The 15,769-nt window shown below is 58.5% G+C and carries 7 protein-coding genes and 1 pseudogene; all 8 read left to right on the top strand.

All coding sequences use genetic code 11. From position 1 onward, the window contains the following. The first annotated feature begins 1 nt into the window (after position 1). The 8 genes and pseudogenes from brxC (at position 2) to brxL (ending at position 15,760) form a co-directional block, all read left to right on the top strand. Complete coding sequence (brxC, locus tag V5B60_RS11175) at positions 2-3,616, top strand: BREX system P-loop protein BrxC (RefSeq protein ID WP_332347069.1); 3,615 nt, start codon at positions 2-4, stop codon at positions 3,614-3,616. 9 nt (positions 3,617-3,625) lie between these two features. Next, positions 3,626-7,222, top strand: a complete 3,597-nt coding sequence (pglX, locus tag V5B60_RS11170; protein ID WP_332347068.1) for a BREX-1 system adenine-specific DNA-methyltransferase PglX — start codon at positions 3,626-3,628, stop codon at positions 7,220-7,222. 31 nt (positions 7,223-7,253) lie between these two features. Beyond that, on the top strand, positions 7,254-8,375 hold the full coding sequence (locus V5B60_RS11165; protein ID WP_332347067.1) for a PDDEXK nuclease domain-containing protein: 1,122 nt from the start codon (positions 7,254-7,256) through the stop codon (positions 8,373-8,375). Continuing rightward, positions 8,372-9,607 (top strand): Shedu immune nuclease family protein, encoded by a 1,236-nt coding sequence (locus V5B60_RS11160; RefSeq protein ID WP_332347066.1) that lies wholly within the window; start codon positions 8,372-8,374, stop codon positions 9,605-9,607. The genes V5B60_RS11165 and V5B60_RS11160 overlap by 4 nt, the downstream gene beginning before the upstream one ends. A 55-nt stretch (positions 9,608-9,662) precedes the next feature. Beyond that, a pseudogene (locus V5B60_RS11155) lies at positions 9,663-9,884 on the top strand (BREX-1 system adenine-specific DNA-methyltransferase PglX); the annotation flags it as partial. A 169-nt stretch (positions 9,885-10,053) separates the two neighbouring features. Beyond that, positions 10,054-11,100, top strand: a complete 1,047-nt coding sequence (locus V5B60_RS11150) for a PDDEXK nuclease domain-containing protein (protein ID WP_332347065.1) — start codon at positions 10,054-10,056, stop codon at positions 11,098-11,100. Further along, entirely contained in the window at positions 11,097-13,709 is a 2,613-nt protein-coding gene (pglZ, locus tag V5B60_RS11145; RefSeq protein WP_332347064.1) for a BREX-1 system phosphatase PglZ type A, read from the top strand. The genes V5B60_RS11150 and pglZ overlap by 4 nt, the downstream gene beginning before the upstream one ends. Before the next feature lie 8 nt (positions 13,710-13,717). After that, positions 13,718-15,760, top strand: coding sequence for a protease Lon-related BREX system protein BrxL (gene brxL, locus V5B60_RS11140; RefSeq protein ID WP_332347063.1), 2,043 nt, complete (start codon positions 13,718-13,720; stop codon positions 15,758-15,760). The last annotated feature ends 9 nt before the right edge of the window (positions 15,761-15,769 follow it).

The raw sequence follows: 15,769 nt of genomic DNA, 5'->3' as shown, positions 1-15,769 counted from the left end.
AATGAAAATCAGGGATCTCTTTACCAAGCCGATCGACCGCCCGATCAATGGCGTCACCAAGGCCGACCAGCGCGACGCCGAGAGCATCTGGCAGGAACTCGACGAGTACGTCGTCACCAAGCAACTGACGGCGTATTTCCGTCGCTTTTTCGACGCCTTCCTCGCTGCCGCCGACAACCCGAAGGACCCCGTTCTCTCGGCGCGGATGGCCGTCTGGGTCTCGGGCTCCTTCGGCTCCGGCAAGTCGCACTTCATCAAGATCCTCTCCTACCTGCTGGAAAACATCGAGGCGGTCAACCCGAAGGACGGCACTACCAGGCGAGCGGCGCAGTTCTTCGACGCGCACAAGATCAAGGACGCGATGCTGCTCGCGGATGTTCAACGCGCGGTGCGGGGCAGTTCCGATGTGATCCTGTTCAACATCGACGCCAAGGCCGACAGCAAGGATGAGCGCGATGTCATCCTGCAGGTTTTTCTGCGCGTCTTCAACGAAAAGCTCGGTTACAGCGGTGACGCGCCGCATGTTGCCGAAATGGAGCGCCACCTGGTCAGCAAGGACGCCTACGAAACCTTCAAGGCTGCCTTCGCCGACCAGAACGGCTCCACCTGGGATGCCGAACGCGACGCCGTCGATTTCCTGCGTGACGACGTGGTGTATGCCCTGGCCAGGGCGCTCAAGCAAAGCGAGGACTCTGCCGCGGCGTGGTTCGACAACGCGCGCGAGACCTACCGGATCAACATCGAAGGGCTCGCCAGGCTGATTCGTGACTACCTCGCCAGCAAGCCGGCCGGGCACCGGATCGTCTTTCTGGTCGATGAAGTCGGCCAGTTCATCGGCAACAACACGCAGTTGATGCTCACCTTGCAGACCATCGCCGAGCAACTGGGGACGCTGTGCCAGGGGCGCGCGTGGGTGATCGTCACCAGTCAGGAAGACATCGACGCCGCGATCGGCGAAGCCAACAAGGCCAGGTCGCAGGACTTCTCCAAGATTCAGGGGCGTTTCCACACCCGTCTGTCACTGGCCAGTTCCAACACCGACGAGGTGATCGGCGAACGTCTCCTCGCCAAGACCGAAGCTGCCCACGTCGCCCTGCGCGACCGCTTCGAACAGAAGGGCGACATCATCAACAACCAGCTCGCCTTCGTCGGCAATTCGGTCACGATGAAGAGCTACAAGGACGCCACAGAATTCGTCGCCTGCTACCCGTTCGCGCCGTACCAGTTCGCGCTGCTGCAGAAGATCTTTGAATCGATCCGCAAGGTCGGCGCTACCGGCAGGCACCTCTCGAAAGGCGAACGTTCGTTGCTCGACGCCTTCCAGTCCGCCGCCCTTCTCAATGCGGAGCGGGGGATTGACGCGCTGGTCCCGCTCTACGACTTCTACCCCTCGATCGAGAGCTTCATCGACACCACGGCCAAGCGCTCGATCGACGAAGCGCCGGGCAACGCTGCGCTCGAGTCCTACGACGTCCATCTGCTCAAGGCGATGTTCCTGATCCGTTACATCCCGGACATCGTCAAACCCAATATCGACAACCTCGCCACCCTTTGCGTCAATGAAATCGATGCCGACAAGCTGGCCCTCAAGCGCCGCATCCAGGAAAGCCTCGCCCGGCTCGAACGGCAGCGACTCGTCAGCCGCAATGGCGACCTCTGGTTCTTCCTGACCAACGAAGAGCGTGATGTCGCCCGCGAGATCGGCCACGTCACCGTCTCTGCCAACGAAAAATGGCGGCTGCTCAGCGAGCTGATCTACGACGACCTTCTCGGCGGGCAGACCAAGGTGCGCCACAGGGACACCAAGGCCGACTACGACTTCAACCGCCTCCTCGATGGCGCCCCGTGGAAGAACGCCAGCCATCCGCTGAGCCTTGAAATCGCCACTCCGCTCGGCGACGACTACGAACTGCTCAGCGAAGCCAGGTGCATTCTGCGCAGCTCGGAATCGGGTGGCCGGGCGCTGATCCGGACCGCCGAAGGCGATCGGCTCGACATCGAGCTGACCCTCTACCTGCAGATCGAGAAGTGCATCGACAGTCCCAAGGCCAGCACCGCCGCGGCATCGCTCAAACGCATCCTCTCGGACCGCAAGGACGAAAACCGCGAGCGCCGTGGCCGCATCCTGGCGCAACTGGGCGAACTCATGGTCACCGGCGACTTCTATGCGCTCGGCCAGAAGCCGCAGATCAAGGCCGCCAGCCCGACCACGCTGCTCGACGAACTGGTCATTTATCTGATTTCCAACACCTACACCAAGCTCCCGTATCTCAAGGTACGGCAGGCTGACCCCATCGCCGAAATCAAGGCCGTGCTGGCCGTCGACACGATCGGCCAGCACGGCCTCAGCCTGAATGGTGAACAAGGCAACCCCCTCGCGATCAAGGAACTGCGCGACTACCTGCACCTCAAGGCCAGCAGCGAGCGCGTCCTGCTCTCCGATATCGTCGATCGCTTCACCGGCATCCCCTGGGGATGGAAGCCGGAATGGGAGGTGGTGCTGCTGGTCGCCCGACTGTTCATGGCTGGCGAGATCAAGCTGATGCGCGAAGGCGACGACCTCGACCCGAAGAGCGCCGTCGACCCGCTGACCAAATCGGTTCGCTTCAAGCAGGTCTCACTCCTCAAGAAGAAGGTTCCGGATGCTGCCGCGCTCAAGCGGGCGCGCGATCTCTACAAGGAAATCTTCGCCAGGATTGCCCGCGAAGACGCGGACGGGCTGGTCGCGGATTACCGCGCTGCCCTCGGTGACTGGCAGGCCGACCTCAAGGGCTGCGTCCAGACCGCCGCGATCAGGCATCATCCCGGCAAGGAGGTGATCGACACGGCCGTCACCCGCATCGGCAAGCAGCTCGCGATCCGCGACGCCTTCGAGTTCATCGAGACCATGTTGAGCGCGAAGAGCGACTGGCTGGACACCAGCGAAGATATCCATGATGTCGTCAGCTTCTACAAAACGCAGCTTCCGACCTGGCGCAAGCTGCTCGACGCGCTGACCGGCTTTGCCGAAAACCGGGACGTCCTGCTCAAGCTTCCTGCCGTCGCCACCTCACTCGCCGACCTGGAGTCGATACGCGACCATCCGGCGCCATACGACCAGATTCCGCGCATCGAAGCACTGATCAAGATCGTCGAGGGCGTCAATGAAACCGCCGCTCAAGCAAAGCGTGAACGCGCTCTCAAGTCCATTGACGCAAAGATTGCCGAAGTCCTGAAAGCTCTGGATCAGGTTCAGGCAGACGCGGACCTGCGCAACAAGGCTTTGCTGCCTTTGCAGACGCTGAAGACGAAGGTCGCAGAGCTATCCAGTATTCCGAAGATCTTCTACTTTCAGGGGCAAGCCGGCGAGCTGCTTGACGACGCGATGCACATCATCGAATCGGCCAGCCAGAAGCCCGCCACGGTGGTGGAGGATCCCGGAGGTGCGACGACACGAAACGTCTTCACGACCGGTGCCAACACGACAGCTCCGAAACCCGTGAAAGTCATTCGGGCTGCAGAGCTTTCGCCCACGACCTATCTGGAAACGGGAGCCGAGGTCGAAAGCTACATCGCCAGGCTCAAGTCCGAACTTCTCGCCGCTATCCAGGCAGGCCAGCGCGTACGCATCCAATAAGAAGAAGCCATGAACACCGCCAAGCTCAAGTCTTACGCCCCGCAAGCCCGCAAGGATTTCATCGCTGCCGTTCAGGCGCGCGCCAACCAGCTCGGACTGTCTGCGCAAGGGGGAAAGCTCGACATCGCCCCCAGCGAGAAAACCGGTGACATCGTCGTCATCGCCGGGCAGGCATGGCCCGCCGAGATGCAGCAGCAGCGCGAACGCCTGATTCAGCGCATCCACAAGGACGGCTTTGCGCACACCATCGAGGCGGTGGCCTATACCTGGTTCAACCGTTTTGCCGCGCTGCGCTACATGGAGATCCACGACTATCTGGACCACGGGTACCGGGCGCTGTCGAGCCGGGAAGGTGGCCTGCCGGAAATCCTCGCCCACGCCACCGAACTGGTCGGTGCGCTTCCGGGCCTGAACGCCGCCCAGATCGCCGACCTCAAGCTCGCCGGCAACAAGGACGGTGAGCTCTATCGGCTCTTGCTGGTCGCGCAATGCAACGCACTCTCCCGCGCCATGCCCTTCCTCTTCGAGCGCATCGACGACGAATCCGAACTGCTGCTGCCCGACAACCTCATCCGTACGGACTCGTTGATCGCTTCGCTGGTCGATGAGATTCCGGAAGGCGACTGGGCCAACATCGAGATCATCGGCTGGCTCTACCAGTTCTACATTTCGGAGAAGAAGGACCAGGTCATCGGCAAGGTGGTGGCCTCGGAGGATATTCCAGCGGCGACCCAGCTGTTCACGCCCAACTGGATCGTCAAGTACATGGTCCAGAACTCGCTCGGAGCGCAATGGCTGGCGACCTATCCCCAGTCGCCGCTCAAGGGGCAGATGGAGTACTACATCGAGCCCGCCGAGCAGACCGACGAGGTCAAGGTGCAGCTCGCTGCCATCACGCCCAGCATGCTCAACCCGGAGGAGTTGACTCTCATCGACCCGGCCAGTGGCTCTGGGCACATCTTGGTGGAGGCCTATGAGCTCTTCAAGGCCATCTACCTGGAGCGCGGCTACCGGCAAAGAGACCTCCCGCAGCTGATCCTGGAGAAGAACCTCTTCGGCCTCGACATCGACGAGCGAGCGGCGCAGCTGACGGGCTTTGCGCTGATGATGAAGGGGCGGGCGGATGACCGCCGGCTGTTTGAGCGGGGGGTGAAGCTCAATGTGATGGCGCTGGTGGATAGCGCGGGGCTCGATGCGAAGGGGCTGGCGAAGGGGGTGGAACTCGGGGGCTACGGGGTGATGCCGAGGGACCTCGCGGAGCTGAAGCGGCTGTTCCAGCACGCGACGACTTTTGGGTCGTTGATACAGGTGCCGGCGGGATTGGCGGAGAAGCTGCCGGCGCTGAAGCAGCTGAGTGGGGCGACCGGTCAGGACCTCTTTGTGTCGGAGGCGCTCAAGCGTTTGGGGCCGTTGGTGCAGCAGGCTGAGTTGCTGGCGGCGCAGTACGACGCGGTGGTGGCCAATCCCCCGTATATCGGCAGCAAATACCACACGCCATTTCTGAAGAATTTATTAAAGGAACACTACAGTGGCTACGAGAAGGACCTTTTCTCAGCGTTCGTGGTTCGATGTTCAGCGATGGGCGCATCTAATGCCCGCATAGGAATGATGAGTCCGAACGTATGGATGTATATTTCATCTCACGAGCCACTCCGCGAGCTGGTTTTGTCGACACGGATGCTTGTAAACCTGGTTGAACTCCCGCTGTCTGGGTTCAAAGGCGCAACGGTTCAGATCTGCTCGTTTGTCTTCAGAAATGCCCACGTGTCGAATTCGAAGGGTGGTTTCATTCGGCTGGTTGAATTCGCTGGTGGCGATGCTGAAATGGCTGCCTACACGAAGCAGTCTATTCAGAACAGTGACTGTGGATGGTACTTCGAGGCTACTCAAGATGAGTTTAGGAAGATCCCTGGCCGTCCAATAGCCTACTTCGCGACTGAGAAACTCTTTTCTGCATTCACTCGAAACAGGCCCTTAGAAGAATACGGCTTAGTCCGCCAGGGGGCTGCAACCTCTGATAACGATCGTTTTCTCAGGCTTTGGTGGGAAGTGGCAACGCCTGATATTGGCTTTGGGTTTATTAGTCTGGAAGAGGCAAACGGATCTGGCAAGAAGTGGTTTCCCTACAATAAGGGTGGTCCGTACAGGAAGTGGTACGGGAATCACGAGTTTTTGATCAACTATCAAAGCGATGGACAAGAGCTAAAGCAATTCCAGTCAACACTAAATCAAGGCTGGATGGTCCGTCTAAAGAGTCGCGAATACTATTTCGGTGAGTCTGTGAGTTGGCCAAAAATTTCTTCGGGATCTTTTTCCGCGCGATACTACCCGAATGGATTTATCTTCGATGTCGCAGGATGTTGCTATTTTCCAAAACATCATGGCTCTAAGAAAGCTGTAGTGGCTTTTCTTAATTCGAATGTAGTTGCCTCCTGCTTACATATACTTTCGCCAACGCTTAATTTCGAAATCGAGCAGGTAAAGAAAGTCCCATTTATTGAATTGCCCCAAGATGATCTCGAGTTTCTTGAAGGAATATTTGCGGTCTCCTATTCAGATTGGAACGTCTACGAACGCTCCTGGGACTTCCAATCCATCCCCCTCCTAACGGCCCACTCCGACGCGGCCTCCACTCTCGAATCCAGCTACACCGCCTGGATCACCCAGAACCGAGACACCATCGCCGAGATGAAGCGCCTCGAAGAGGAGAACAACCGCCTCTTCATCGACGCATACGGCCTGGCGGACGAGCTCACCCCCGACGTCCCTTTGTCGCAGATCACCCTCACGGCGAACCCCGCCTACCGCTACGGCCGCAAGCTCACCGAAGAGGAGCAATGGACCCGCTTCCGCCAAGACACCATTCAGGAGCTGGTCTCCTACGCCATTGGCTGCATGATGGGTCGCTACAGCCTGGACGCGCCCGGCCTGATCTACGCCCACGCCGGCAACGTCGGTTTCGACGCCACGCGCTACAAGACCTTCCCGGCCGACGCCGACGGCATCGTGCCCGTTACCGACGAACTCTGGTTCGACGACGACGCCGCCAACCGTGTATGTGAGTTCCTGCGCGCCACCTGGGGTGCCGAGAAGCTCGATCAGAACATGGCCTGGCTCGCCGGCAATCTCGGTGCGAAAGCCAGCGAAACGCCCATCGAGGCGATCCGCCGCTACCTCGCCGACAAGTTCTTCAAGGACCACTGCTCCACCTACAAAAAGCGCCCGATCTACTGGCTCTTCAGCAGCGGCAAGCAAGGCGCCTTCCAGGCGCTGGTCTATCTGCACCGTTACCACGAAGGCACACTGGCCCGCGTGCGCGCCGAGTACGTCGTCCCGCTCACCGGCAAAATGCAGTCGCGCATCGAAATGCTGGAAAAGGACAAGGATGCTGCCACCTCCTCCACCGCTCGGAACAAGATCGCCAAGCAGATCGAATCGCTGAAGAAAAAGCACGTCGAACTGCTTGCCTACGACGAAAAGCTGCGCCACTACGCCGATAGGCGCATCAGTCTCGATCTCGATGATGGGGTGAAGGTGAACTACGGAAAATTCGGGGATTTGTTGGCTGAAGTGAAGGCGGTGACGGGGGGCGCAAGTGATGATTGATGTTTTGCTGCCCGTCGACTTCTAAGTGCGCATGATCGAACCCACCATGACAGACTTTCTGACTCTCCAGCCCAATGCGCTGGCCGAATACCAAGAGTGGCTCAGCACCATCAAGCGGCGCATCGTCTCCGTGCGCTTGCGCATGGCGCTGGCGGCCAGCCGTGAGTTGATTCTGTTTTACTGGGAGCTGGGTGCGATGATTGCCCACAAACAGGCTCAAAGCCAATGGGGTGACAAGCTGATTGCCCAACTCTCGGCCGACTTGCAAAAGGCCTTTCCAGACATCAAGGGCTTGTCCACCTCCAACTTGAAGTATTGCCTGCGCTTCTTTCAGTTCTACACCGGTGCGCAAGGCATTCCCGCAATAGACAGCGCAGTCGCGCCATTTGGTCAACAGCCTGTTGACCAAATGCCCTGGGGCCATAACATCCAGATTTTTACCCGGTGCCACAGCGTGGCCGAAGCCCGTTTTTACATTGAGCAAACCCTGGAGCAAGGCTGGAGCCGCGATGTGCTGGCGCTGCAACTGAAGTCAAACTTGTATGCCCGCGCAGGCAAGGCGGTGACCAACTTTTCCCGTACCTTGCCATTCCCACAGTCTGACCTGGCCCAGCAAACCCTCAAAGACCCTTATACCTTCGACTTCATGTCCATGACGGAACCGTACAACGAACGGGATGTCGAGCGGCAACTCACCCAGCACATCACCCAATTCCTGTTGGAACTGGGCAAGGGCTTTGCCTTCATCGGCCGTCAATACCACCTGGAAATTGCCGGTAACGATTACTACATTGACCTGTTGTTTTACCACGTTACGCTGAAATGTTATGTGGTCGTAGAACTCAAGAACCGCAAATTTATCCCGGAATTCGCCGGCAAGCTCAACTTTTACCTGTCCGCAGTAGACAGCCTGCTCAAACGCGATGACGACCAGCCCACCATCGGCCTGCTGTTGTGTCGCGATAAAAACAACATCGAGGTGGAATTTGCCCTGCGTGACATGAATAAACCCATGGGCGTGAGCGAATACACCCTGGTGGAAACCTTGCCGGACAATTTGAAGGGCGCAATGCCGACGGTAGAGGAAATCGAGAATGACTTGCAGCAGTTGCAAGAAGTGGATGACGGCAATAGCAACGGTGGCAGTCAATGATCAAGATTTCAAAACAGGCTGATAGCCTGCTTTTGACCTATGTGCCCGATCGGTTCAACAGCGTGCGGTGGCTTGATGAAAAGCTCAAGCAGGATGACGAAGTTACCCTGCGTCGGACGTTTACCTTCACCACTGGTGATCTCGTTTCACAGCCCCAGCAAACTGACGACGAGGATGATGCAGAGCGTATTTTCAAATTGGGTGGAGCCGAAGACGGCTATTACAGAATTGACAAAGCCATTCTTGGCCTGAAACACGACCTGTTGCTAGACAAAGCCATGAGGCTTGATCCTCAAGTTTTCGTTGCGAACAGAGATATTTCTATCTTTCGAAAAATTGACGAATTGATCGATGAGCAAATCATTGTCGGCGGTGAAAACGAGAATGCGATTCCGTTTAGCGATTTTGAACTGCTCATTCGAACCTTCCCGACATCCACTGAACTGACCCACTACGCCAGATCACGTATCTCACGTGTGCTCAAAGATTACTTTGGAACGCTTTCAGACGCGGAAGGAAAACTCAATAGTTATCTGGCAAGGAAGAAACGTCTTGTTGCCACATCCAGAAATAGCATCCTTGAAAATTTCGAGCTGCAAAAATTTGAATATATCCACAACGAACTTGAAGGGATGCTCAAGGTTGCCGATAGTTACACAGAAAAGAATTGGCAAAAGAAGATTCTGGAACTTCTGTTATTTGTCTTCCCGAAGTACATCGCCGTGCTCGAAAACGTGCACATCAAGGACTTTTACTCGAAAGCCGGCAAGGTGACTGACCGCTACATTGACCTGATGCTAGTGGATGTCAATGGAAACATTGACATCATTGAGATCAAGAAGCCTTTCGCCAATGCGCTGCTGTCCAGCAACAAATACCGTGACAACCATACGCCGCGAACCGAACTTGCTGGGTCGGTGATGCAAGCGGAGAAATACCTGTTTCACTTGAACAAGTGGGGCCAGCCAGGAGAGCGGGAAATATACGACAAGCGCAAAAGTGAACTCCCCGATGGACTGGAATTGAAGATCACTAATCCGAAGGCGATGATCCTGCTCGGACGCGACAACGACTTTTCGGGTGAGCAGCGCTTGGATTTCGAAATCATCCGAAGGAAGTACGCCAATATGATCGACATCATGACCTTCGATGACCTGCTACGCAGACTAGAAAACATCATTGCCATGATGAGACGAAATGTGTCTGCACGAATGGGAGGTGGACATGCATAACGTGTCTATGCAACCTAACACACCTCCGGCGACAACCCTGCTCTACTGGCAAATTGACCAAATCACCCTGGCTCGCGCCGAGCGCGAAAAAGACTGCCAGCGCCTGATCTCCTACGCCATCGGCTGCATGATGAGCCGCTACAGCCGCGACGAGCTCGGCCTGATCTACGCCCATGCGGGCAATGCCGGATTCGAGCCTGAACGCTACGCCACTTTCCCCGCAGACGCCGACGGTATCGTCCCCATCTCTTACGAACTCTGGCTTGTTGACGACGCCGCCAGTTCCACCGCCGCCCGCAACAGGATGGCCAAACGGATCGAGTGGCTGAAGAAGAAGCACCTCGAGTTCCTCGCCTACGACGAGAAACTGCGCCACTACGCCCATCGGCGCATCACGCTCGATCAAGAGGATCGCGGGCGCGCCGTCGAGGTGAAAGGTCCCCGGAATGCGTGATGTCCGCGTGCTGCCAGTCGATTACGCCGCCTGGCTGTCCGGTATCAAGCAGCACGTCCAGAACGTCCAGCAGAGGGCTGTGCTTGCCGTCAATCGCGAGCTGGTCTTGCTGTATTGGCAGATCGGCCGCGACATCCTGGAACGTCAGCAAGCTCAGGGCTGGGGTGCGAAGGTTATCGATCAGCTTGCCAGGGACTTGACGGCGGCGTTTCCCGACATGAAGGGATTCTCGCGTCGAAACCTGCTCTACATGCGCAGTTTCGCCGAGGCGTGGCCAGAGCCGACATTTGTGCAAGAGGTACTTGCACAATTGCCGTGGTATCACCAGGTGACCCTGCTGGACAAGCTGAAGACGCGCTCAGACCGTGAATGGTATCTCGCCAAGGCTATCGAGCACGGCTGGTCGCGCAATGTGATGTGGCATCATATTTCCACAGCGCTGCACTTGCGATCCGGTAACGCGGTGACCAACTTCGAACAACGCTTGCCGCGGCCGGATTCCGAACTGGCGCAGCAAACCCTGAAGGATCCCTACCTCTTCGATTTTCTCGGCGTGTCCGAAGATGCGCTGGAACGGGACATTGAGGGCGCGATGGTGCGCCATATCACCAAGCTGCTGATGGAACTGGGTGAGGGCTTTGCCTTCGCCGGCCGCCAGGTGCATGTCGAGGTGGCGGACGAGGATTTCTACATCGATCTGCTGTTCTACAATTACCGCCTGCACCGCTTCCTGGTGGTGGAGCTCAAGGGCGGCGCCTTCAAGCCGGAACACGCCGGGCAACTCAATTTCTACGTCACGCTGGTGGATGAGCGGCTGAAGAGTGCCGACGACCAGCCCACCATCGGCTTGCTGCTCTGCAAGCAGCAGCATCGCATCGTTGCCGAATACGCCCTGCGCGGCATGACGCAGCCCATTGGCGTGGCGGAATACAAGCTGCAATTGCCGGATGATCTGGCGCGCTATCTCCCCAGCATCGAGCAGATCGAGGCCGAGTTGCAGGACGAGGCAGCGTCGGATGACGAGGACGCGCCAGCATGAGCCAGCAACGCATCACCGACGCGCTCACCACAGCGTTCTCCAGCCATTCGATTGTCTTCTGGCACGATGCCGACGGCGAGTTCTCTTTCTCGGTCAGGAACCTCTTGCCCGAGGGTATCGAACTGCTCTATCTCGACGACCTGCCGGCCCTGGCCATCAAGCTCAAAGTCGAGCGCGCGACGCCTCGGGCCAGGTTCCTCCTCTACAGCGCCAAACCGGTTCCCGACCCGACCAGCGACTGGCTGCTGGACGTCCGGCTGCGCAGCAGGAGCTTCCACGCCGATAACGCGTCGATCCTGCTGGAGGATCTCGGCCTGAGCTCGCAGCAACTGCGAGCACACCTGAAGGAACGCGCCAAATTCCTCAAGTCCAGGGACCGCGTCGACCGCCTCAAGCGCTGGGTTGTACCCAACGATGCCGCCAGGGATCTTGACCGCAAGATGATCGCGGTATTGGCAAGAGCCGAGCAACCGGACCTTTCCGGCATACTCCTGCGGCTCTTCTCTGCCCTCGTCCAGGACGGCGTCGCCAATCTGGATGCCGAACCGAAAGCATGGTCCGAGATTGTCGCCAATGACCTGATGGACTCGTTCTGGGTCCTGGTCGAGCAGGAAATGGGGTATCGCGATGCCGCGCCGACGCTTCGGGATCTTCTGTTCCGGATCCTGGTGACGGATTTTTCGCGGACCGTCAGCGGGGCCTGTCCTGCGCAGTTGTCGCATTTCATCCTCAACGACAAGGCACGCGCGGCGAATGCCTCGGTCTTGGTCGCCGGATGGCGCTCACACATGCAGCACTTCGGCAGCTACGACGCCTTGTCCGGCAAGGTGGCTCGCGAACTGGGGCTGACCGCGGTAATTGCCGGTCTGCCCGCTGAATCGCTGGCGGAATCGATGACTTTCGAGGAGGTCGAGCGGCGCATCATCCAGGACCTCAAGGGCCGCATCATCGCCGGTGCCGGTGCCGACATGGACAGCTTGCGCGGATTGATCGCCCGTCGTCGCGACGGCCATTGGGCCAACAAGCTGCTGGCGCACTCCAGCGCGACGACACGCGCCTTGGCGTCGTGTTACGACGCGCTGGAAGCGGCGGCCGGCTTCTTCGAGCTGAAGGAGAAGTTCAGCGCCGGATTCGGTTTCGCCAACGCCGAGGCCGGCTTGACGGCGTACCAGTCCGTGCTGTTCCGCTTCGATCAGCTCTACCGGCAGATCAACCATGCTGCTGATGGTGTCGAGCCGATGGGTTGGGCCTTGCTGCATGAGCTTCGGGAGCGCATCGAGAGCGCCTATTCGGGTTGGTTCGTGCCGCAGTTGGGCTCTGCCTGGAGCAAGGTGCTCGAGGGCAGCGACGGGCTCCTGTCACGCTGGAAGACCGGTGCCTGGGACAATCAGCCGGACTTCTTCGAGCAGCACGTCATGGCGCATCTGGAGGCAGGAATCCGCCGGGTGTTCGTAGTGATCTCCGACGCGTTCCGCTATGAGGCGGCAGAAGAGGTGGTGCGCGAGATCAACGGCAAGAGCCGCTTCAAGGCGGCCCTGACAGCCATGCTCGGGGTGCTGCCGAGTTATACCGCGCTCGGCATGGCGTCGCTGTTGCCGCACCATACGCTGGCCTACAAGCTGAACAGCAACCTCGACGTGATGGCCGACGATGCCTTGGTTTCCACGCTGGAGCAGCGTAGCGCACATCTCTCCAAATATCAGGGCGTTGCTGTCAAGGCCGATGAACTGCTGTCCATGGGCAAGGACAAGGGCCGGGAATTTGTTCGCGACCACCGGGTGATCTATGTCTATCACGACAGGATCGACCTGCTGGGCGACAAGCAAGGCTCGGAGGGGCAGACCTTCGACGCCGTAGCGCAGACGCTGACGGAACTGAATCAGATCGCCACCTTCATCGTCAACAGCCTCAACGGATCGCTGGTGCTGATCACGGCCGATCACGGCTTTCTTTATCAGGAGTCCGTGCTTGACGAGGCGGACAAGTCCACACTTGGTGACAAGCCGGCAGGGACGCTACGGGCGAAGAAGCGCTACCTGCTGGGGCAAGGGATCGGCGAGAGCAGCAAGGCATGGTGCGGCAATACGGCCATCACGGCGGGGACGACAGCGGGTGAGGGCAGCATGGATTTCTGGCTGCCCAAAGGCGCCGCCCGGTTTCACTTTGCCGGCGGCGCCCGCTTTGTGCATGGCAGCGCCATGCCGCAGGAGATCGTAATCCCGGTGATCACGCTGCGCGAAAGTGAAAACCAGTCAGCCAGGACGCGCGCGGTGGAGTTCAGCTTGCTGGGCTCGTCGAACAAGGTGGTCACCAACAAGCAGCGCTTCGAATTCATTCAGACCGAACCGGTTTCGGAACGGGTATTGGCAAGATCTATACTGGTCTCCCTGCGTGACGGCGAGACGATGATCAGCGACGAGCAGTCCGTGACCTTCGACAGTAGTTCCGGCCTGATTGACGAACGCAAGCGCTCGGTGATCCTGACCATCCGGTCCGGTCAATACGACAAGAGCAAAGACCATTTCCTGATTGCCCGTGACACCCAAACCAGGGTCGAAGTGATGCGGATTCCGCTCAAGGTGGATCTGGCCTTCGCCAACGACTTCTAGAACCGATCATGACCGAACAACTCCCCGAGAACGATGCCAATCTCGATGCCTTGCTGAATCGGCATTTCGCCGGCAAGGTGGTGCGCAAGGATCTGACCAAGCTGATCAAGGAAGGGGCGAATGTTCCCGTCTATGTCCTGGAATACCTGCTCGGGATGTACTGCGCGTCCGATGATCAGGCGACCATCGACTCCGGTCTGGTCAACGTAAAGCGGATTCTCACTGAGAACTACGTTCGGCCCGACGAAGCCGAGAAAGTCAAGTCGAAGATTCGCGAGAGCGGCAGTTACAAGGTCATCGACAAGGTGACGGTCAAGCTCAACGAAAAGCGCGATGTCTATGAGGCGCTGCTGTCCAATCTTGGGGTCAGGAATGCCGAGATTTCCGACACCTACGTTCGCCAGTTTGAAAAGCTGCTGGTGGGCGGCATCTGGTGCATCGTGACGCTCCAGTATCGATTCGAGGAGAACCAAAAGGGCTCACCATTCCAGGTCACCGATCTGAAACCGATCCAGATGCCCAACATGGACATGCAAGGACTGTTTGAAGGGCGCAAGGCATTTACGGAAGCACTCTGGATTGACGCTCTGATCCGCTCAACGGGCATGGAGCCCTCCTGCTTCAAGGAACGGGTGAAGTGGCATTTGCTGGCGCGGATGATTCCGCTGGTCGAGAATAACTACAACTTTTGCGAGCTTGGCCCGCGCGGTACGGGCAAGAGCCACATCTACAAGGAAATCAGCCCGAACAGCATTCTGGTCTCGGGTGGGCAGACCACGGTCGCCAACCTGTTCTACAACATGGCGGCACGCAAGGTCGGCCTGGTCGGCCTGTGGGACGTGGTGGCCTTCGATGAAGTGGCCGGGATCAACTTCAAGGATCAGGACGGCGTCCAGATCATGAAGGACTTCATGGCCAGCGGATCATTCTCGCGGGGACGCGAGGCGATCAGCGCGAACGCGGCGATGGTCTTCGTTGGCAACCTCCCCCAGGGGCAGACGGTCGAGTCGCTGGTCAAGACCAGCCATCTGTTCAGACCCTTCCCCGATGTGATGATCGACTCGGCGTTCTTTGACCGCTTCCACGCCTATGTGCCTGGCTGGGAGATCCCGAAAATGCGCCCGGAGTTTTTCACGAACCAGTACGGGCTGATCGTCGATTACCTGGCCGAGTACCTGCGCGAAATGCGCAAGTACACCTTTGCCGACGCGATCGACAAGTGGTTCAAGCTCGGCAACAACCTGAATCAGCGCGACACCATTGCCGTACGCCGGACGGTGTCGGGCCTGCTGAAGTTGATCTGTCCCGCTGGCGATTACGACAAGGCGATCGTGCGCAAGTGTCTTGAGTACGCGCTGGAAGTCCGCCGGCGCGTCAAGGAGCAGCTCAAGAAGATCGGCGGCATGGAGTTTTACGACGTCCACTTCTCCTACATCGATCTTGAGGATAGCCAGGAGCGTTTTGTTGCCGTTCCAGAGCAGTCGAGCGGCGCGTTGATTCCGGATGGCCGCCTCGCGCCGGGCGCACTGCACACGATCAGCATGGGTACCTCCGAAATGCCGGGGATCTACCGCATCGAAATCCAAACCATTGCTGGCGGCGGCAAGGTGTCGGCGTCGGGTGCTGCACCACGCGAACCGGTGCGGGTTGCCTTCGACTACTTCAAGGCCAACTCTTCACGCATCAGTGCATCGATCAAGCCGAGCGAACACGATTTCCACCTTCAGCTGGTCGAGTTACAGAATGCCGGCCCGCCGCAGTCATTCACCCTGGCCAGCTTCATTGCACTGTGCTCGGCCGCGCTGGGCCGCCCGGTTCAGTCGCAGATGGCGATCATGGGTGACATGAGCCTTGGCGGTACGGTGGTGCAGGTGCGCAATCTTGCGGAAAGTTTGCAGGTTTCGTTTGACGCCGGGGCGAAGAAGATACTGTTGCCGATGTCCAGCGTTGGGGATATTCCGAGTGTGCCGGGGGAACTGTTCGCCAAGTTCCAGACCAGTTTCTATTCCGACCCCGTGGATGCGGTATTCAAAGCGATTGGGGTCGAGTGAGGCGAGTCC

The organism is Accumulibacter sp. (assembly GCF_036625195.1).
Taxonomy (GTDB): Bacteria; Pseudomonadota; Gammaproteobacteria; order Burkholderiales; family Rhodocyclaceae; genus Accumulibacter.
Note: the sequence above shows the minus strand (reverse complement) of the source record. Positions and strands in the feature narration are given on the sequence as shown.

Excerpts from the sequence above, each read along its gene's own strand:
- brxC (WP_332347069.1), top strand. The coding sequence starts at position 2 with ATGAAAATCAGGGATCTCTTTACCAAGCCGATCGACCGCCCGATCAAT.
- pglX (WP_332347068.1), top strand. The coding sequence starts at position 3,626 with ATGAACACCGCCAAGCTCAAGTCTTACGCCCCGCAAGCCCGCAAGGAT.
- V5B60_RS11165 (WP_332347067.1), top strand. The coding sequence starts at position 7,254 with ATGATCGAACCCACCATGACAGACTTTCTGACTCTCCAGCCCAATGCG.
- V5B60_RS11160 (WP_332347066.1), top strand. The coding sequence starts at position 8,372 with ATGATCAAGATTTCAAAACAGGCTGATAGCCTGCTTTTGACCTATGTG.
- V5B60_RS11150 (WP_332347065.1), top strand. The coding sequence starts at position 10,054 with ATGCGTGATGTCCGCGTGCTGCCAGTCGATTACGCCGCCTGGCTGTCC.
- pglZ (WP_332347064.1), top strand. The coding sequence starts at position 11,097 with ATGAGCCAGCAACGCATCACCGACGCGCTCACCACAGCGTTCTCCAGC.
- brxL (WP_332347063.1), top strand. The coding sequence starts at position 13,718 with ATGACCGAACAACTCCCCGAGAACGATGCCAATCTCGATGCCTTGCTG.